Source organism: Streptomyces sp. BE303 (genome assembly GCF_036290945.1).
In the GTDB taxonomy this organism is placed as follows: Bacteria; Actinomycetota; Actinomycetes; order Streptomycetales; family Streptomycetaceae; genus Kitasatospora.
Genome location: NZ_JAQYWZ010000468.1, coordinates 1 through 19,998 on the forward strand (window position 1 = coordinate 1; position 19,998 = coordinate 19,998).

The 19,998-nt window shown below is 74.4% G+C and carries 11 protein-coding genes; 3 read left to right on the forward strand and 8 right to left on the reverse strand.

The window, feature by feature from the left end; all coding sequences use genetic code 11:
- The 3 genes from PUR56_RS08925 to PUR56_RS08935 form a co-directional block, all read right to left on the reverse strand.
- The coding region (locus tag PUR56_RS08925) for a type I polyketide synthase (RefSeq protein WP_329948477.1) at positions 1–6,672 on the reverse strand (6,672 nt) is incomplete at its 3' end.
- A gap of 216 nt (positions 6,673–6,888) precedes the next feature.
- Positions 6,889–8,544, reverse strand: a complete 1,656-nt coding sequence (locus PUR56_RS08930) for a PH domain-containing protein (protein WP_329948478.1) — start codon at positions 8,542–8,544, stop codon at positions 6,889–6,891.
- Positions 8,541–9,041, reverse strand: coding sequence for a PH domain-containing protein (locus tag PUR56_RS08935; RefSeq protein ID WP_329948479.1), 501 nt, complete (start codon positions 9,039–9,041; stop codon positions 8,541–8,543). Before PUR56_RS08935 ends, PUR56_RS08930 begins: the two co-directional genes overlap by 4 nt.
- A gap of 151 nt (positions 9,042–9,192) precedes the next feature.
- On the opposite strand from PUR56_RS08935, the gene PUR56_RS08940 reads away from it, so the two are divergent.
- The gene (locus tag PUR56_RS08940; protein ID WP_329948480.1) at positions 9,193–10,017 is read left to right on the forward strand and encodes a carbon-nitrogen hydrolase family protein; all 825 of its coding nucleotides are present in this window, start codon (positions 9,193–9,195) and stop codon (positions 10,015–10,017) included.
- A gap of 38 nt (positions 10,018–10,055) precedes the next feature.
- Positions 10,056–11,678: a flavin monoamine oxidase family protein gene (locus tag PUR56_RS08945; protein ID WP_329948526.1), complete on the forward strand. Its 1,623-nt coding sequence runs from the start codon at positions 10,056–10,058 to the stop codon at positions 11,676–11,678.
- Between the two features lie 52 nt (positions 11,679–11,730).
- On the opposite strand, the gene PUR56_RS08950 is transcribed toward PUR56_RS08945, so the two are convergent.
- From PUR56_RS08950 to PUR56_RS08970, 5 genes are all read right to left on the reverse strand, one after another.
- On the reverse strand, positions 11,731–12,351 hold the full coding sequence (locus tag PUR56_RS08950) for a response regulator transcription factor (RefSeq protein WP_329881424.1): 621 nt from the start codon (positions 12,349–12,351) through the stop codon (positions 11,731–11,733).
- The gene (locus tag PUR56_RS08955) at positions 12,348–13,520 is read right to left on the reverse strand and encodes a sensor histidine kinase (protein WP_329948481.1); all 1,173 of its coding nucleotides are present in this window, start codon (positions 13,518–13,520) and stop codon (positions 12,348–12,350) included. Before PUR56_RS08955 ends, PUR56_RS08950 begins: the two co-directional genes overlap by 4 nt.
- Positions 13,517–14,398: an ABC transporter permease gene (locus PUR56_RS08960; RefSeq protein WP_329948482.1), complete on the reverse strand. Its 882-nt coding sequence runs from the start codon at positions 14,396–14,398 to the stop codon at positions 13,517–13,519. Before PUR56_RS08960 ends, PUR56_RS08955 begins: the two co-directional genes overlap by 4 nt.
- Entirely contained in the window at positions 14,395–15,240 is an 846-nt protein-coding gene (locus PUR56_RS08965; RefSeq protein ID WP_329948483.1) for an ABC transporter ATP-binding protein, read from the reverse strand. The genes PUR56_RS08960 and PUR56_RS08965 overlap by 4 nt, the downstream gene beginning before the upstream one ends.
- 312 nt (positions 15,241–15,552) lie before the next feature.
- Entirely contained in the window at positions 15,553–18,267 is a 2,715-nt protein-coding gene (locus tag PUR56_RS08970) for an ATP-binding protein (protein WP_329948484.1), read from the reverse strand.
- A 608-nt stretch (positions 18,268–18,875) separates the two neighbouring features.
- Between PUR56_RS08970 and PUR56_RS08975 the strand changes: the two genes are divergently transcribed.
- Positions 18,876–19,994: an agmatinase family protein gene (locus PUR56_RS08975; RefSeq protein WP_329881429.1), complete on the forward strand. Its 1,119-nt coding sequence runs from the start codon at positions 18,876–18,878 to the stop codon at positions 19,992–19,994.
- The last annotated feature ends 4 nt before the right edge of the window (positions 19,995–19,998 follow it).

Genomic DNA, 19,998 nt, shown 5'->3' on the forward strand with positions numbered 1-19,998 from the left:
CAGCTCCTCGTCCGCCAGCACCTCCGCCAACGGCCGGTCCAAGTGAGCATCCACGTGCAACGCCACCTGGTCGAACGCGTCCGCGAACACCGGGAACGCCTCGTACAACCCCCGGCCCATCGACGCACGCTGCGCACCCTGACCCGTGAACAGGAACGCCACCCGACCAGAACCCGCAACACCCGTCAGACCACCCGACCCGGAAGCTACCGCGCCCAGACCACCGATCAACTCACCGGTCCCACCGGCGAGGACCACCGCCCGGTGAGCCAATGCCCCACGGGAGAGCGACGCGAGGCCGATTCCGGGCAGGTCCTCGCCCGCCACCGCCCCCAGCCGCTCGGCCTGGGCCCGCAGCGCGTCCGGGGTCCGGCCGGACAACAGCACCGGCACCAAAGGCAGTTCCGCCGCCGCCACGGCAGCGGGCTCGACCGCCGGGGGCTCCTCCACGATCACGTGCGCGTTCGTCCCGCTCACACCGAACGCCGACACACCCGCCCGACGAGGCCGGTCCCCGGCGCTCCACGGACGCGGCTCCGTCAACAGCGACACCGCGCCGGACGCCCATTCCACGTGCGGGGACGGCTCGTCGGCGTTCAGCGTCGCGGGCAGCACACCGTGCCGCATCGCGAGAATCATCTTGATGATGCCCGCGACACCGGCCGCGGCCTGCGTGTGACCGATGTTGGACTTCACCGACCCCAGCCACAACGGCTCGCCGCCGTCCCGGTCCTGGCCGTACGTCGCCAGGAGCGCCTGGGCCTCGATCGGGTCACCCAGCGCCGTACCCGTGCCGTGTGCCTCCACCGCGTCGACGTCCTGCGGGGAAAGACCCGCCTGCGCCAACGCCGCCCGGATCACCCGCTGCTGCGACGGACCGTTCGGCGCCGTCAGACCGTTCGACGCACCGTCCTGGTTCACCGCCGTACCCCGCACCACCGCCAGCACCCGACGACCCGCAGCCCGCGCCGACGACAGCCGCTCCACGAGCAGCATGCCGACACCCTCGCCCCAGGCGGTGCCGTCGGCGCCTGCGCCGAACGGCTTGCACCGGCCGTCAGGGGCGAGTCCCCGCTGGCGGGAGAAGTCGATGAACGCGTCCGGCGTGGACATCACCGTCACACCACCGGCCAGGGCCATCGAGCACTCACCCGACCGCAGCGCCTGCACCGCCAGGTGGAGGGCCACCAGCGACGAGGAGCAGGCCGTGTCCACCGTCACCGCCGGGCCTTCGAGCCCGAACGTGTAGGAGAGCCGCCCGGAGACGACGCTGCCGGCCGTTCCGGTGCCGAGGTACCCCTCCAGGTCGGTGGGGACGTCGTGCCGCTGGCTGGCGTAGTCCTGGCCGTTGGAGCCGGCGAACACGCCGATCTGGGCACCGCGCAGAGCCGTCGGGTCGAAGCCGCCGCTCTCCAGCGCTTCCCACGTGGTCTCCAGCAGCAACCGCTGCTGCGGGTCCGTCGCGAGCGCCTCGCGCGGCGAGATCCCGAACAGGTCGGCGTCGAACTCGCCCGCGCCGTAGAGGAATCCGCCCTCCCGGGCGTAGGAGGTGCCCGCGCGGTCCGGGTCGGGGTGGTACAGGCCGTCCAGGTCCCAGCCGCGGTCGGTCGGGAAGCCGCCGATCGCCTCGGCGCCGGAGGCCACGAGGTTCCAGAACGCCTCGGGGGTGTCCGCGCCGCCCGGGAACCGGCAGGCCATCCCCACCACGACGATCGGGTCGTCGTCGGCCGCGGCCGTCCGCGGGACGCCGACGGCGTCGACCGCGTCGACGGAGCCGCCGAGTTCTTCGAGGAGGTGGGTGGCCAGCCGCTCGACGCTGGGGTGGTCGAAGACCAGGGTCGCCGGCAGCGCCAGGCCGGTCGCGGCCTGCAGCCGGTTGCGCAGCTCGACGGCGGTGAGCGAGTCGAAGCCCAGCTCCTTGAACGCGCGGTCGAGCGCCACCGCCTCGTCGGACGTGTGGCCCAGGACCACGGCGACGTGCGTGCGCACCAGGTCCGCGACGAACCGCGCCCGTTCCCCTGCGGCGAGGCCCGCGAGGCGCTGGCCCAGGGTGGAGAACACGGTGCCGCCGACGGTCGGCGCCGCGACCTCGGGCAGAGCGTCGAACAGCGGGCGCGGGCGGGCCGAGGCGAACAGCGGGACGAACTCGGCCCAGCGGACGTCGGCGACGGTGACGGCGCCGTCCCCGCCGCCTACCGCGGCGGCCAGGGCGGTGATCGCCTGGGCGGGCGCCAGCGGGAGGAGGCCCTGGCGGCGCAGCAGCTCGGTCTCGCCCTGGTCGGCGGCCATGCCGATCCGCGCCCAGGGGCCCCAGGCGATCGCGGTGCCCGGCAGTCCGTGGGCGCGGCGGCGGGTGACGAGGGCGTCCAGGGCGGCGTTGGCCGCCGCGTACGCGGCCTGGCCGCGGCTGCCCCAGACTCCGGAGATGGAGGAGAAGACCACGAACGCGTCGAGTCGCGTACCGACCAGCGCGTCCAGGTGCAACGCCCCGTCGACCTTGCCGGACAGCACGCGGTCCAGGTGGGCGTCGTCGGCCTCGACCAGCGTCGCGTCCTCGCCGACGCCTGCCGCGTGCACGACGGAGTCGATCGGGCCGACCGCCGTCAGCAGGGCTTCGACCGCGGACCGGTCGGCCAGGTCGCAGGCGTGGATCTCCGCGGTCGGCAGCTCGGCCAGCAGCTCCGCCGCGCCGGGCGCCCGCGCTCCGCGCCGCGACACCAGCACCAGCCGTTCGGCGCCGTCGGCCGCCCACCGGGCGACCTCGGCCCCGAGGCCGCTCGTGCCGCCGGTGATCAGCACCGTGCCGCGCGGGCGCCAGGCGGGGGCCGCCGTGCTCGCCGGCGCGTGTTCCAGCCGGCGTACCAGCACGCCGCCGGTGCGCACCGCGATCTGGTCCTCCGTGCCCAGCGCGCCGCCGAGGACGGCGGCGATCCGGGCTGCCGCACGGGAGTCGACGGCCTCGGGCAGGTCCAGCAGGCCGCCCCAGAACTCGGGGTGCTCCAGGCCGACGACGCGGCCGAAGCCCCACAGCGCGGCCTGGTCGACGTCCACGGCGCCGTCCGAGCGGCCGGTCGAGACGGCGCCGCGCGTCACCAGCCACAGCGGGGCGCGGCAGCCGGTGTCGGCCAGCGCCCGGACGTGTCGCAGTGCTTCGCCCACGGAGGACGGGGAGGCCACCACGCCGGTGAGGTCGAGGTCCGCCGCGGCCGCCGCGTCGGTCAGCGGCACGACGGTCGCCCCGAGCTCCGCGAGCAGCGCGCCGAGGCCGTGGGCGTCGTCGCCCACGAGTGCCCAGGTGCCGGTGAGGCCGGCCCTCCCGGCCTCGGTCGCCGCCACCGCCACCGCCGTCGCGGTCGCGGTCGCCGCTGCGCCCACGGCCGGGGTGCCTGCCTCGGCCGCCGGCTGCCACGTGACGCGGTACCGCCAGCCGTCGACGAGCGAGCGTTCGCGGCTGCGGGTCCGCCAGGAGGCGAGCGCCGGCAGGACCTCGGCCACGGCCGCGGTGTCGACGCCGAGCTCCGCGGCGAGCGCGGGGAGGTCGGCGCGGTCGACCGCGGCCCAGAAGCCGGCGTCGCCCGGGTCGGTCGGGTCGGTCGGACCGGAGCGCGCCGGAGCGCTCTCCAGCCAGAAGCGCTGTCGCTGGAACGCGTAGGTCGGCAGGTCCACCACCCGGGCGTGCGGGAAGAGGGCGGGCCAGTCCACCGCCGTGCCGTTGGCGTGCAGTGCGGCCAGGGCCGCGGCCGCGGTGGCGGCTTCGTCCCGGTCGCGCCGCAGCAGCGGGACGCAGAGCGTCTCCGGGGCGGCCTGCTGTGCGAGCGCGGTGAGGACGGCGTCCGGCCCGAGCTCCACGTGCACCGTGACACCGTCCAGCGCGGCCAGCGCGTCGGCGAAGCGGACCGGCTCGCGGACCTGCTCGACCCAGTACGCGGGGTCGTTCCACTGCCCCGGCTCGACGGGCCGTCCGGTCACGGTGGAGACGACCGGCAGCTTCGGCTCGTGGAACGTCAGGAAGCGCAGGACACGGCGGAACTCGGCGAGCACCGGTTCCATCAGCCGCGAGTGGAACGCGTGGCCGGTCCGCAGCCGGGTGGTCCTCCAGCCCAGCTCGGCCGCCGCCGCCTCGGCCCGGTCGATGTCGCCCGCGGCTCCCGAGAGCACGACGGCAGTCGGTCCGTTGACCGCCGCGACGTCGATCTCCGGGAACGCCGCGCGCACGTCGGTCTCGGTCGCGCGGACGGCCAGCATCGCGCCGCCGGGCGGCAGTTCCTGCATCAGCCGGCCGCGTGCGCCGACCAGGGCGGCGGCGTCGGCGATCGACAGCACTCCGGCGGCGTGGGCGGCCGCGATCTCGCCGATCGAGTGGCCGACCAGGACGTCCGGGGTGACGCCCCAGTGCCGGAGCAGCGCGAACAGGGCCACCTCGACGGCGAAGATCGCCGGCTGGGCGTACTCGGTCCGGCCGAGCAGGTCGCCGTCGGTGAGCGCGTCGGCCAGCGGCCGGTCGAGTTGCAGGTCGAGGTACCAGGCTGCCTCGTCGAAGGCTGCGGCGAACACCGGTTCGGTGGCGTACAGTTCACGGCCCATCGCCGTCCGCTGCGAGCCCTGGCCGGTGAACAGGAAGGCGGTCCGGCCCGGGCCCGCGGCGGTCCCGGTGACCACCCGGGCGGACGGGTTCCCGGCGACGAGCGCGGCGAGGCCCTCGGCCAGCTGCTCGCGGTCCGTGCCGAGGACGACGGCGCGGTGGGCGAAGTGGGTGCGCGTGGTGGCCAGGGACAGGCCCAGGTCGGCGAGGCCGGCGTCCGGCCCGTCCAGCCGCGACAGCAGCTGTGCCGCCTGCCCGGCGAGCGCCTCCGGGGTCCGTCCCGAGACCGGCAGCGCGAACGTCCGGGCCGCCGTGGTGTCCCGGTCCGCGGTGTCCCGGTCCGGTGCGCCCTGTGCGGGGGCCGAGCCGGGCGCCGGGGCCGCTGCGGGCGCGGGGTCCTGCGCCGGCGGTGCTTCGAGGATCAGGTGGGCGTTGGTGCCGCTCATGCCGAACGAGGAGACCGCCGCCCGGCGGGGCCGGTCGGTCTCGGGCCACCCCTGGGCCTCGGTGAGCAGCCGCACGGCGCCCGTGGTCCAGTCCACGTGCGGCGTCGGCTCGTCCACGTGCAGGGTCTTCGGGAGCAGGTCGTGGCGGAAGGCCTGCACCATCTTGATGACGCCGCCCACCCCGGCCGCGGCCTGGGCGTGCCCGATGTTCGACTTCAGGGAGCCGAGCCAGAGCGGTGCGGCCCCGTCCCGGTCGCGGCCGTAGGTGGCCAGCAGCGCCTGGGCCTCGATCGGGTCGCCGAGCGTGGTACCGGTGCCGTGCGCCTCGACGGCGTCGACGTCGGTCGGCTCCAGCCGCGCGTTGGCCAGGGCCTGCCGGATCACCCGCTGCTGGGACGGGCCGTTCGGCGCGGTGAGTCCGTTGGACGCGCCGTCCTGGTTGACGGCGGAGCCCCGGATCACGGCGAGCACCCGCCTGCCGGCGGCCTGCGCGGAGGAGAGCCGCTCGACCAGCAGCATGCCGACACCCTCGGCCCAGGCGGTCCCGTCGGCCGCGGCAGCGAACGGCTTGCACCGGCCGTCGGCGGCGAGCCCGCGCTGCCGGGAGAACGCCACGAACGACGCCGGGCTCGCCATCACGGCGACGCCGCCGGCGAGCGCCATGGTGCACTCGCCCTGGCGCAGCGCCTGCGCGGCCAGGTGGAGTGCGACCAGCGAGGACGAGCAGGCCGTGTCGACGGTGAGCGCCGGGCCCTGGAGGCCGAGGGTGTAGGAGACGCGGCCGGACGCGACGCTTGCCGCGTTGCCGGTGACCAGGTAGCCCTCCAGGGCGTCGGTGGCGTCCTGGAGCCGCGGCCCGTACTCCTGCGCCTCGGCGCCGACGAAGACGCCGACGCGCTGTTCGCGCAGCGTCTCCGGCGGGATGCCGGCGCCCTCCAGCGCCTCCCACGAGGTCTCCAGGACGAGGCGCTGCTGGGCGTCCATGGCGAGCGCTTCGCGCGGGTTGATCCCGAAGAAGTCGGCGTCGAACCCGGCCGCTTCGTAGAGGAATCCGCCCTGGCGGGTGTAGCTGGTGCCCGGCTCGTCGGGGTCGGCGGAGTAGAGCGCGTCGAGGTCCCATCCGCGGTCGGTCGGGAACTCCCCGATCGCGTCGGTCCCCGACTCCACGAGGTGCCAGAGGTCGTCGGCCGAGCCGACCCCGCCGGGGAAGCGGCAGGCCATGCCGACGATCGCGATCGGCTCGTCGGCGTGTCCTTCGGCGGTGTCGCCGTCGGCCCGTTCCGGGGCGAGGCCGAGCAGTTCGGCGTAGAGGTGGCGGGCGAGCGCGGCGGGCGTCGGGTAGTCGAACGCCAGCGTCACGGGGAGCGCGAGTCCGGTCGCGGCGGTCAGCCGGCTGTGCAGCTCCACCGCGGTCAGCGAGTCGAAGCCGGTCTCGAAGAAGGTGCCGTGGGCGGCGACCGGCTCGTCGGCCGGGCGGCGCAGCGCGGCGGCGGCGAGCTCGGTCACCAGGCCGGTGAGCACCTGCTGCGCCTCGGGCGCCGGCAGGGCGGCCAGGCGCGACCGCAGCTCCGGCCCCGCCCCGGTGCCCGTTCCGGCACTGCCGCTCGGCACGGATGCTCCGAAGTCCCCGGACGAACTCATCATCAAGCGCTCACCTTCGGCGAGAAGAACCGTGGATAGCCCACACCGTTCGGCGAGGCTAACCAGCCGGTTCCCGGGGCACAGCTCCTACCGCACCCCTAGGGAGCAGGGGGTCTGTCCCGGGGGTCGGGGGGCGCGGCCGGTGCGGGCGGGCGCGCCCGCCCGCCGGGTCGGTGCCCGGTGTCCCCGCGGCGGGAGGGCCCGGTGGCGGATCCGGGTTCAGGCGGAGGGGGACCGCTCGTCCGGGCGGGCCCGGAGCGCCCCGTGCCGCGTGTCCTCGGGGGCGGCATCACCGGCGGCGGCGGGGACTGGGTCATCGGCGGCGTCGTCGGCGGCGGCGGGGGCGTCGTCGGCGGCGGGGGCCGGGATCCCGGGCCGACCGGGCGTTCCGTCAGGTGCCGCCTCAAGGAACTCGTCGAGGATTCCGGGCGTCGCCTCGCGGACCAGCGCGAGACCGTCGGCGAGGGCGACGTCGCGGATCCGGTAGCCGCCGCGGCCGGCGGCGACCACCGCGACCAGCGTGGCCAGGCCGGCCCTGCGCTGGGACGCCGACTGGTGGACGGCCCAGCCGAGGATTCCCGACCGGTCGAGCAGGACGGTGCGCCGGGCGTAGGTGCCGTAGCGGGTGACCACGTACCTGCCGTGCAGGCCGCAGCCGAGGCTGCGGTAGGCGTCGACGGCGGCGGCCAGCGCCGACGGCAGCAGCACGAGGGCCGAGATCCAGGCGATGTGGAGCAGCACGTCGGTCAGGAGCACGCCGAGGACCACCAGGGGCGTCTCGACGAGGGCGACCGCCGCCAGGGCCCAGGTGATCCGGCGGCGCAGCGCCGCCCGGGGTGCCGGGGCCAGCCGCAGGGCGGCCAGGAAGTCCGGGTCCTCGCCGAGGACGGCGGTGGCGACCCGGTCGGTCTCCTGCCGTGACGTCGGCGGGAGCAGCGCGCTCTTGGTGGACGTCGACCGGTCGTCGGCGGTGCCGAGCCCGGTGGCGATCGCGTTGAGCCGGGCGCCGCGGGCGAGCCGCAGGGGTTGGGGCTCGGCGATCTGGATGCCGCGCAGCCGGCGGCGTTCCAGCCAGAGCGAGCGGGTGCTGAACAGGCCGCGGCGCAGCCGGAGGGTGCCGTCGTCGACCTCGTCGAGCCGGTAGTCCCACCAGGTCTCGACGAAGGTCACCAGGGAGGTGAGCGCGCCGAGCAGGAGGACGGCCAGGACCGGCACGGTGACGGCGGCCCAGAGCGGCAGGGCGGTGAGTCCGGTCCAGGCTGCGCGCAGGAAGCCGACGTCGGCGGGGTTGATCCGCAGCGAGTCGAGGAGGCGGGCGAATCCGCCGGCGACGAATCCGATCCAGGCGAGGCCCCAGACGGTCAGCGGCGCGTACCGGAGCCAGCTCAGGCGCAGGACGGCGAGGGTGGTGTCCGCGGTCGCCCCGTCGGGTGCGAGTCGGCGCCGGACGTGTTCGGCGGAGGTCCGGGACACCCCGTCGAGGGCGAGTTGCCGGTCGTCGGCGGCGACGTGCGTGCCGGTGCTGATCCGGACGGTGCGCAGTCCGAGCAGCCGGTGGAGCGGGCTCGCGGTGATGTCGACGCTGCGGATCCGGTCGCGGGGCACCGCGCGGTGCCGCCGGAAGAGCAGGCCGCTGCGCAGTTCGACGCGCTCGTCGGTGATCCGGTAGCGGGTGGTCAGGAGCCGGACACCGAAGAGTGTCGCGATGATCAGGCAGGTGACGCCGATGGAGCCCAGCGTGATGGCGGCGGCGAGGTCGAGGGTGCCGCCGGTGATCAGCAGGGTCAGCAGGGTGGAGCAGAGCGGCGGGACCAGCCAGGTGAGGCAGGTCGCCGGCATGCGCGGGTCCAGCCGCTGCCAGCGCTCTGCGGTCACTGGCCGTCTCCGGGCAGGGCCTGGGCGCGGGCGGCCAGGGTCTCGGCCAGGTCGGCGGCGACCTGGCGGTCCAGGCCCTGGATGCGGACCGGGCCGGCGGCCGACGCGGTGGTCACCACGAGGCCCGCCAGTCCGAACAGTCGCTGGACGGGCCCGCTGGCGGTGTCGACGGTCTGGATCCGGGCCAGCGGGGCGATCCGGGCCCGCTGCCAGAACCAGCCGGACACCGCGTAGACCGCGTCGTCGGTGGCTTCCCAGCGGTGGACGCGGTACCGCCAGGCGGGCATCACCAGCAGGTAGGCGAGCGCGGCGGCGGAGACGATCGCGAGGGCGAGTCCGAGCCAGGTGCGGGCGGGCGGGATCAGCGCGGTCAGCAGCGCCAGCACCAGGACGGGGGGCAGTGCGACGAGGGCGGCCTGGGCGCTCCACCAGCCCAGGGCGCGGCGTTCGAGCCGGTGTCGGGGGGGTCGGAGGCGCGGTACTTCGCGGCGGGACACCTCGTCACTCTAAAGGCCGATCCAATTCACGGACAACCTCCGCCGGGGGCACTGGGGTATCCGAGGCGATTAGGGGTTGTCGGCCGGGTCGGGCCCGGATATCAGTTCTCCGTCACCTCATCACGCCCTCGAATTTCGGGACGAACGAACGATGACTTCTTCGGAAACAGCGAAGGCGACGCGCGTCGCGTGCTGGCAACCCGCTTGGATCGGCGGGGAGTCGGGCCGTGACGACTTCCTGGAGCGGCTGGCCCGGGCCGCCGCGGCGGCGGCGGACGGCGGTGCGGAGCTGCTGGTCACGCCGGAGATGTCGGCGACCGGCTACCAGTTGGGCCTGGCCCGCACGGTGGAGCTGGCGGAGCCGGCCGACGGGGCGCTCGCCGACGGCGTGCGCGAGATCGCCGTGCGCAACCGTCTGGCGATCGTGTACGGCTGGCCCGAACTGGCCGACGGGGGCGTCTACAACAGCGTCCAGCTCGTCGGCTCCGACGGCGCGGTGGCGGCCCGGTACCGCAAGACCCACCTGTACGGCGAGTTCGACCGCTCGGTGTTCGCGCCCGGTGACCGGCTGGTGGTCCAGGCGAAGCTGGGCTCGCTCACGGTCGGTCTGCTGATCTGCTACGACGTGGAGTTCCCGGAGACCGTGCGGGCGCACGCGCTGGCCGGCACCGAGTTGCTGGTCGTGCCGACGGCGCTGGTCCGCCCGTGGGAGTTCGTCCCCCGGACGCTGGTCGCGGCGCGGGCCTTCGAGAGCCAGCTCTTCGTGGCCTACGTCAACTGGTACGGCGCGGGGCCGCACGGCTACTGCGGGCTCGGCCGGGTGGTCGGCCCGGACGGGGTGCTCCGCGCCGAGGGGCCCGGGGACGCCGAGGCGCTGTTCGTCGCCGAGGTGGACCGCGCGGCGATCGACGCGAGCCGGCGGGCCACCCCGTACCTGCTGAACCGGCGGCCCGAACTGTACGGCGCTGCGCAGTGACCGCCTTCGCGGCGGACCTGTCGGCGCCGCCGGTCACCATGCTCGGCCCCGACTTCCCCTTCGCCCACGACCGGTGGGTGCGTCACGCCGACGGTCTGGGGTCGGTTCCGCCCGGGCGGCTGGGTACGCCGGTCGCGGTGGTCGGCGGCGGGATCTCCGGGTTGGTCGCCGCGTACGAACTGATGCGTCTGGGTCTGCGTCCGGTGGTGTTCGAGGCGGGGGAGCTCGGCGGCCGGATGCGGACCGCGAGTTTCCCGGGGCATCCCGGGACGGTCGCGGAGCTGGGCGCGATGCGGTTCCCGGCCTCGGCCACGACGCTGTTCCACTACATCGGCCTGGTGGGGCTGGAGACCCGGCCGTTCCCGAACCCGATGGCCGCGGCGACGCCGCACACCGTCGTCGACGTGAACGGCGACCGGCACTTCGCCCGGGTGCCGGAGGACCTGCCGTCGGCGTACCAGGAGGTCTACGACGCCTGGACCAAGGTGCTGGAGGAGGGCGCCGACTTCAGCGCGATGGACTCGGCGATCCGCCGCCGGGACACGGCCATGATCAAGGCGATCTGGAACCGGCTGGTGCCGCTCCTGGACGACCAGTCCTTCTACGGCTTCCTGGCGTCCTCGTCGGCGTTCGCGTCGTTCCGGCACCGGGAGATCTTCGGTCAGGTCGGTTTCGGTTCCGGCGGCTGGGACACCGACTTCCCCAACTCGATGCTGGAGATCCTGCGGGTCGTCTACACCGGGGCCGACGAGGGTCACCGGGAGCTGACCGGCGGCGCCCAGCAGCTCCCCCTGCGGCTGTGGCGGCACGCGCCGGCCCGGTCGGCGTACTGGCCGGCCGGCACCTCGCTGGCGGATCTGCACCCCGACGGGCCGCGGCCCGCGGTCACCAGGCTCTCCCGGAGCGACGGCGGGATCGTGGTGGAGACGGCCGAGGGGACCGCCGAGTTCGCGGCGGCCGTGCTGACTCCGCAGGTGCGGCTGCTGCTGTCCGGGATCGACACGGCCGAGGACCTGTTCCCGAACGACGTGTGGACCGCGGTCGAGCGCACCCACTACATGGGCGCCTCGAAGCTGTTCGCGCTGGTGGACCGGCCGTTCTGGCAGGACGTGGACGACCGGACGGGGCGTCCGGTGATGGGGATGACGCTCACCGACCGGGCGCCGCGGGGCGTCTACCTGTTCGACGACGGCCCGGACGCGCCGGGGGTGATGTGTCTGTCGTACACCTGGAACGACGACTCCTTGAAGACCGCCGCGCTGTCGGCCGAGGAGCGGTTGGACGTCATGCTCCGGCACCTGCGCAGGATCTATCCGGACGTGGACGTCCGCAGCCGGATCATCGCGCCGCCGGTCGCGGTGACGTGGGAGACCGAGCCGCACTTCATGGGCGCGTTCAAGAGCAACCTGCCCGGCCAGTACCGCTACCAGCGGCGCCTGTTCACGCACTTCGTGCAGGACGCGCTTCCCGCGCACCAGCGCGGGGTCTTCCTCGCCGGTGACGACGTGTCGTGGACCGGCGGGTTCGCCGAGGGGGCGGTGACCACCGCGCTCAACGCCGTCTGGGGCGTCCTGCACCACCTCGGCGGCCGGACGCCCGCCGGCAACCCGGGCCCGGGGGACGACTTCCCCGCGCTCGCGCCGATCGAGCTGCCCTCCTGAACGGGACGGCCCGCCGGTCGGGAGGGCACCGGGCGGCGGTCCGCCGTCCCGTTCAGAGGATTCCGGCCTGAACCGCCGCCATGACGGCGGCGGTGCGGTCGGACACGCCCAGCTTGGTGAAGATCCGTACGACGTAGGTCTTCACGGTGGCCTCGGTGATGTGCAGGGCGCGCCCGACGGCGGCGTTGGTCAGCCCTTCGGCGACCAGGCGCAGGACTTCGGCCTCCCGGCGGGACAGCGTCTCCGTGCGGGGCTGGCGGACCCGGCCGAGGAGCGTGGCGGCGACCGCCGGGGAGAGCACGGTCTCGCCGCGCGCGGCGGCCCGGACGGCCTGGGCGAGTTCGGCCGGCGAGGTGTCCTTCAGCAGGTAGCCGACGGCCCCCGCCTCGACCGCGCGGAGGATGTCACCGTCGGTCCGGTAGGTCGTGAGGATCACCACGCGGGTCGCGGGGAGCTCGGCGAGGATGGCCTCGGTGGCGCCGACCCCGTCGCCGTCGGGCATCCGCAGGTCCATCAGGACGACGTCGGGCGTCAGTTCGCGGGCGGCGGCCAGGGCGGCGGAGCCGGACACCGCCTCGCCGACGATGGTCAGTTCGGGCTGGTCGTGGAGCATCGCGCGGATGCCGGCCCGGATCACCGGGTGGTCGTCGACCAGCAGGACGGTGATCGTCATGCGGGCACCCGGATCCGGAGGGAGGTGCCTTCGCCGGGCGCCGAGTCGACCTCCAGCTCGCCGCCGGCCTGGCGCAGCCGCCGCCGCATCAGCGGGAGGCCGTGGCCGGCCGTGGCGGTGTCGGCGGCGAACCCGCCGCCGTCGTCGTGCACCTCCAGCCGGACGCCGCCGGCGTCGGTGGCGAGGACGACCTCGACGCGGCCGGCCGCGGCGTGCTTGCGGACGTTGCTCAGTGCCTCCTGCGCGTGCCGGAGCAGGTCGACGTTGAGCGCGGTGTCCGCCGGATCGGGGGCGCCGTCCACCTGGAGGGTGGCGTCGATGCCGTGCACGTCCCGGAGGCGGTCGACCTCGCGGCGGAGCCCGTCGACGAGGGAGGCGGAGGTGGCCTCGGGCAGGGGGCGGGCGGTGATCAGCGCCCGGGCGTCGGCCAGGTTGTCGCGGCTGGTGGCCTCGGCGACCTCCAGGTAGTGGCGGGCCCGTGCGGGGTCGGCCTCCAGCGCCGAGCCGGCGGCCTGCAGCAGCATGATCGTGCTGGACAGGCCCTGGGCGAGGGTGTCGTGGACGACGTCGGCGACCTGCTCGCGTTCGGCGGCCCGTCCGGCTTCGTAGGACACCCGGCCGAGCTCGGCCCGGGCGGCCTCCAGTTCCCTGATCAGCACGGCCCGTTCGGTGCTCTGCCGGATGATCTGGCTCACCCAGACGCCGAGGACGACCGAGAGCGCCGCGACCGTCGTCCCGAGGACGGCCGGCAGCCCGCCGGAGCCGGGGAAGGTGTCCCCGGCCAGCGCGACCCCGAGCCAGACCAGGTTCATCGCCAGCACGGCGAGCGTGCCGGCGACCGGGCCGGTGGTCATGAACGCCGGCGCGCACAGCGCGAACAGGACGAGCGCGCTGCTGGTCGTCAGTCCGACCGCGGCGGCGAACACCAGGACCACGCCCAGCTGGTAGAGCAGGGCCTGCCGGGTGCCCCGGCCGGTGCGGATCAGCCGCCGGCCGAGCACCAGGTGCGCGGCGACCAGCAGGACCAGCAGCGCGGCGGCCCCGGCCCGCCGGGCGGGGCCGGGGCCGCCGGTGAGCAGGACGCCGCCCAGGCCGGCCGCGCTGACCAGGACGAAGTACGCGTCCCAGACCGGCTGCCAGCGCAGCCACTCGTCGGGGGCGCGACTCAACCGTCCTTCCTTCCCTGCCAGCGGAACGTGGTCAGGCACAGGATCAGACCTCCGAGGCACCAGGCCGCCAGCACCAGGGCGATGCGTCCGTGCTCCCAGGCGCCGGCCGGTTCCGCACCGGCCGCCGAGTCGGGGAGGAACACCGAGCGGAAGCCCTGTGCCATCCACTTGAGCGGGAACACGGCGCCGATGTGCTGCAACGCCGTCGGCAGCGTGGTCAGCGGCACGATGAAGATACCCGAGACGAACTGCAGGACGAGGAACGGCAGGTTGACGATGGGTGCCGCGCCGCGCACCGAGCGCGGAACGCTGCTCATCGCGGTGCCGAGCAGCGCGCAGCCGGTCACGCCCAGCAGGAAGACCCAGGCGAACGTCGCCCAGCGCGTGACGTCGGTGGGCAACGGCAGGTCGTAGAAGAGCACGCCGACGGCCAGGACGATCACCATCTCGGCCACGGCGGTCACCAGGACCAGCACGATCTTCCCGACGAAGTAGGCGATCGGCGGCATCGGTACGCCCCGCAGCCGCTTGAGCGTGCCGTCCTCGCGGTCGCTGGTGATGCTGACGGCGAGGTTGACGAAGCAGGTCGAGCCGATCCCGCCGGCGATCATGCCGGCGGCGAGCAGCTGGCTGGAGGGGATGCCGGAGGCACCGAGCTGCCGGTCGAAGATCGAGCCGAGCAGGGTCAGCAGCACGACCGGAAGTGCGAACGTGAAGATCACGGCGGTGCGTTCGCGGAAGAACTGGCGGAGCTCGACCCCGCCGCGGGCCAGGCAGAGGCCGAGGACCGACGGTTCCCGGGCGGTGCCCGGGGCCGGGCGCCCGGTGGGCGCGGTGGTTTCGGTGGGCGCGGTGGACGCGGTGGACGCGGTGGTCATCGGGAGCCTCCGATCAGGTCGAGGTAGACGTCCTCCAGCGAAGGCCGGGTGACGACCAGTCCGGGGACCTCGCCGTCGAACCGGGCGGAGAGCTCCGCCACGGCGGCGGTGGGGCCGGCGGTGCGCAGCTGACGCGGCTCGCCGTTCTCGGACCAGCTCACGGTGGCCTCGGCCGACGCGCGCCCGCCGAGGTCGGCCGGGGTGTCGACGGCGAGGATCCGGCCGGCGGCGATGACGCCCACCCGGTGCGCGAGTGCCTCGGCCTCGTCCAGGTAGTGGGTGGTCAGCAGGATCGTGGTGCCGTCCTCCTCGGAGAGCCGGCGGATCAGCGACCAGAACTGGCGGCGCGCCTCCGGGTCGAATCCGGTCGTGGGCTCGTCGAGGAACAGCAGCCGGGGCCGGCCGACGACGCCGATCGCGACGTCGACCCGCCGCCGTTGCCCGCCGGAGAGCGTCCGCACCTTGCTCCCGGCCTTGCCGGTCAGGCCGACGAGTTCGATCACCTCGTCGACCGGGCGGGGGGCGGGGTAGTACCCGGCGAAGTGGCGCACGGTCTCCGTGACGGTCATGTCGGCCATGTCGGAGGCGTTCTGCAGCACCAGTCCGATGCCGTACCGCCAGCGCCGGGGCGCGCGTTCCGGGTCCTCGCCGAGCACCCGGACGCTGCCGGCGTCGCGCTTGCGGAACCCTTCGAGGATCTCGACGGTCGTCGTCTTGCCCGCTCCGTTGGGGCCCAGCAGCGCGAAGATCTCGCCGTCCCCGATGTCCAGGTCCACGCCGTCGACGGCGGGAGCCCCTTGATAGGCCTTGCGTAGGCCGCGTACCTGCACCGCTTCTGTCACCGTGCCAGCTTCGGCCGCCGGGCCGGTGGGCCGCGACGGCCGGTGGACCGACAGTTGTCCGTCGATCGGACGACACCGGTCGGCGGACGTCGTGCGCGGACCGTCCGGGCACCGACCGACCGGGGTCCGCTAGGGGTTCGGCCCGGTGGGCGCCGGGTCTAGCCTCCGAGCGTGGACACCCGTCGGCCGGTCGACCCCTCGTGGGTGCCCGGCGGAGCACCCCGACGCGGGTGCTCCGCCGGGCACCTCGCCGAGCCCGGGAGCCGGCCGGCGGGCGGGCCGCCCACCGGGCCGCCCGCCCGCCGGCGGAGCTCACGCGACGTTGCTGACCCTCGGCCCGAGTTTCGCCAGGAGGTCGGCCCGCCGGGTCACGCTGAGCTTGCGGTAGACCTTGGTCAGGTGCTGCTCGACGGTGCTCAGGGTGACCAGCAGCCGGTTGGCGATCTGCCGGTTGGTGTTGCCCTGGGCCGCCAGGACGGCGACCCTCCGCTCCGCGTCGCTGAGCGAGTTGAGGGCCTCCGTGTAGGACTCCTCGGCCTCCTCCGGCGCCGCGTCGTCGACGTCGGGGAGCAGCCGCTGGCGCAGGCCGTCGGCCTGGCAGTCGCCGGCCAGGCCGTAGGCCCGCCGGACGGTCATCCGGGCGCGGTGGAAGTCGCCGAGCGAGCGCTGGGCCTGGCTGAGGTCGGCCAGCGTGTGGGCCAGCTCCAGCAGGTCGCCGCAGCCGCGGAGCATCTCGGCGGCCTCGCGCAGCAGCGTGGGGCGCTGGGCGAGCGGGGAGACCGCGGCCAGCACGCGCAGGGCCGCCGCCTTGGTCCGGCTCGGTTCCTGGCCCAGCTGGGTCAGCTGGCTCTCGGCCAGCATACGGGCCTGCTGCGGCCGGCCGAGGGCCAGGTGCGCGCGGGCCGCGTGGATGCGCCAGGGCGCGAGCGCCGGCAGGTCGAGGTTCCAGCGGGCCATCAGGTCCCCGCAGGTGGTGAAGTCGTCCAGGGCGGCCTCCGGCTGACCGGCCGCCAGGTAGTAGGTGCCGCGTGCCCGCAGGTAGTGCAGGCCCCAGACGGTCTCGAACATCGCGTCCGGGACCGGCTCGTCGAGGTAGCGGGCGGCTTCGGCGAGCCGGCCGCGTGCGGTGAGCGCCAGCAGCAGGGTGCCCAGCGGGCCGCCGACCGCGGTCGACCAGCTCTCGCGGCACATGGTGGCGAGCGCGGCCTCGGCGTGGCGCTGCGCGTCGGCGAGCCGGCCGGAGCGGTACGCGATGTCGGCGCGGATCGCCGTCAGGATGCCCTCCATGGACGACACGCCGCGTTCGCGGGCCTGGGTCAGCAGGCGGTCGGTCCACTGGGTCGCGGTTTCGAGCTGGTCGGCGTAGATGAGGATGGTGAGCGCCGCGACGTGCATGGTCAGGGCGTCGCCGCGGGCCGACGAGCGGGGCAGTGCCTGTTCGGCCGTGATCACCGCCGCGCTGTTCGGGCCCTTGACCAGGACGGTCTCCAGGGCCTGGGCCAGCGCCTCCTTGGTGTTGACCACGGTCTCGGCGGCGCGCTGCGGTGCCCAGGGTTCGGCCGGGTCGTCGCGGAGCAGGCCGGGGTGGGTGAACCGGGTCCATGCGGTGAGGAGCCGGATCCTGGCGCGCTCCTCCGTGTCGGCCTCCAGCGTGGCGAGGCCGTCGAGCACCTCGACCGTCTCGGCCGTGCGCCCCAGCCAGAGCAGGCAGTACGCGGTGGTGACGCGTGCGGCGACGTCGACCCGGCCGGTCCGGACGGCGTCGGTGAGCTGTCCCAGTCGGTGCCCGGCGGAGGCCGGGTCGGTACACCACTCCGCCCGGAGCAGCGCGACCTTGAACGCGACGCGCTCCGCCTCGTCGGTCGCGCCGTCGTGCGCGAGCCGCAGCAGGGCGGTGGCGAGGTCCGCGTCGCCGCTGCCGAGCAGTTCCTCCGCGGCGGCGCCGAGGACGGGGCCGGCCCAGGCCGGTGTCCGGCCGGCCGCCAGCAGGTGGCGGGCGACCGGGAGCGGCGCCGCCCCTCCCTCGTACTGGATCCGGGCCGCCCTCAGGTGGAGGTCGGTCAGGGCTTCGGGCGGCAGCTGGTCGAGCACCGCCTGGCGGGCCTGCGGGTGCGGGAGCCGGCCGTCGCTGATCAGGCCCGCGTTCTCCAGGCCGGACAGTTCCCGCCGGGCCGCCGCGGTGTCGACCTCGGCCAGCCGGGCGAGGGTGAGCAGGCCGGCCGGCGGGCGGCCGTCCAGCAGGGCGGCGGCGGCGAGGACGCGCCGCGTCGCCGGTTCGCAGCGTTCGACGTACCTGCGGGCCGCGGCGGTGTAGGCGCGGCCGGGGACGACCTGCCCGTCCCGGTCCAGGCCGGGCCCGCCGGCGCTGCGGAGGTCCGCGATCAGCGTCCGGGCCAGCAGCGGGTTCCCCCCGGACGCCCGGGTACAGGCGTCGACGAGCGGGTCGGCCGGGTGGGTCCCGAAGGCCTCGGCGAGCAGTTCGCCGACGCCGTGCCGGGAGAGCGGCGGGATCTCGATGTGGTTGTCGGCCGCCAGCACCATCAGCTCGGCGTACAGCTGCGGATCGGTCGGCTCCGTCAGGTCGCGGCCGCTGACCACCACGAGGACCCGCGCGTTGCGGATGCGCCGGACCAGGTAGAGCAGGCAGTGCAGGGAGAGGGGGTCGACGTGGTGCAGGTCGTCGACGGCGACGACCAGCGGCGCCCGCTCGCTGTTGGCCAGCAGCGCCGCGGACGCGTTGTGCACCTCGCGGATCAGTCCGGCCCGGTCGGTGTGGTCGGTCGGGGACGGGAAGCCGTGGCAGAACTGGTTGACCAGGCTCAGCGGCAGCTCCCGCTCGGTCCGGGAGCCGGTGGCCCACAGGACGTGGAACCCCGCCGCTTCGGCGTGCTCCGTGAACGCGCGCAGCAGCGTGGTCTTCCCGCTGGCCATGGGGCCGACGACTGACAGCAGCCGGCCGTTTCCGGCTCGGCAATCCTCCAGCGCGGCCGTGAAACCGGCGAGCTGCTCCTGACGTTCGACAAACACCTGCGTGGTCCTCCCCGAGGGCACATCCATTGGTCCGGCGATCCGCCGATGCCCGCGGCTCTCCGCCGCACCCGAGAAAGACGGCGCGACATTCGGCCGAATGAACGTGGCATCGATATGTTTCGCCGCTATCACCGTAAAAAATGCATTTGATCTCTTCGTGCGACGGCCTCAGTATGCCCCTCGGAAGGTGATCCCCCATTGAATCGATGGAGTACGCGATGTGAACAAAAAATCATGTGCCCGAAAGGGCATCAGATGTTTGGGCCTGCCCCGCACGGGAGTTGCGGTGCTCACGGGGTCGGTCGCGCCGCCTCCGCAGGCGCGCCACCACCTCCGACGCTCCCTGGACGAACCGCGGACCACCGCTCCGCGGGGCCCCTGATCCCCGCGGCCGCGCCTCCGGTGCAAATCGGGGCATACCCTGTCCCTTCGGGCCTTGCGGGCGAATCGACCCCCTGCCACCCTCCGCCCGATAGGGGATCCGCTGGGGTTGGCCCGCTAAACACCGCTCAATAGCCTTCCGTCGGCGTTGGGAAGCCGCCGCGAGCGTGTTGACGATATCGCCGTAAAGCCAATTGACGGTCAGGCCACGGTAAGGAATCAGCGTGACGGAAAACGATGCCGAAGACTCCTGGCGCATTCCGATCGACCGGTCGCAGGCTCCCTCCCGCGCACCCGGCCCGATCGACCTCCGGCGCAACTTCCTCCAGCCGGCCTACACCGGCATCCCCACCTTCATGGGGGTCCCGGTCTGCCTCGACCAGGAGGACCTGCGCGCCGGCGGCGTCGACGTCGCCGTGTTCGGCGTCCCGCTGGACTCCTCGTCCGGCCACCGCGGCGCCGCCTACGGCCCGCGCGCACTGCGCTCCGACGAGCGCTACCTCTTCAACACCCCCGAGCTCCTGGTCAACGCCAGCACCCGGGTGAGCCCGTTCAACCTCCTCAAGGTGGTCGACTACGGGGACGCGGCGATCGACATCTTCAGTGTCGAGAAGTCGCTGCCGTCGATCGCCGCGACGGTCCGCGAGGTCGCGGACGTCGGGGCCGTGCCGGTCATCCTGGGCGGCGACCACTCGCTCATGATCGCCAGCGTCGGCGCGCTCGCCGACCTGTACGGACCGGACAAGATCGGCGTGGTGCACTTCGACGCCCACCCCGACTGCCACGAGCACATCTTCGGCCACCGCGTCACCCACGGCACCCCGCTCCGGCGCCTGATCGACGAGAAGCGGATCCCCGGCAAGAACTTCGTGCAGATCGGCCTGCGCACGCCGACCGGCCCGGACGACGCGCTGTTCAACTGGATGCGCCGCAACGGCATGCGAACCCACTTCATGGTCGAGATCGAGCGGCTGGGCTTCAACGCGGTGCTCGACAAGGTCATCGAAGAGGTGCACGACGGCCCGGAGTTCATCTACCTGTCGCTCGACATCGACGTCCTCGACCCCGCCTACGCGCCCGGCACCGGCACGCCGGAGCCCGGTGGACTGACCCCGCGTGAGCTGTTCCCGGCCTTCCGGCGGCTGTGCGCGGAGACCAACGTCATCGGGATGGACGTCGTCGAGATCGCGCCGCACCTCGACCCCGGCTACTCCACCACCATGAACGCCCGCCGGGCCATCTTCGAGGGCCTGACCGGCCTGGCGATGAAGAAGGCCGGGATGACCAGCGCCGACTACGTCAATCCGATCGCGTCGGGCCAGCTGAAGTTCCCGCTGATCTGACCCC

Coding starts and splice junctions, on each gene's coding strand:
- PUR56_RS08940 (WP_329948480.1), top strand. CDS start 9,193: ATGACTTCTTCGGAAACAGCGAAGGCGACGCGCGTCGCGTGCTGGCAA.
- PUR56_RS08945 (WP_329948526.1), top strand. CDS start 10,056: ATGCTCGGCCCCGACTTCCCCTTCGCCCACGACCGGTGGGTGCGTCAC.
- PUR56_RS08950 (WP_329881424.1), bottom strand. CDS start 12,351: ATGACGATCACCGTCCTGCTGGTCGACGACCACCCGGTGATCCGGGCC.
- PUR56_RS08960 (WP_329948482.1), bottom strand. CDS start 14,398: ATGACCACCGCGTCCACCGCGTCCACCGCGCCCACCGAAACCACCGCG.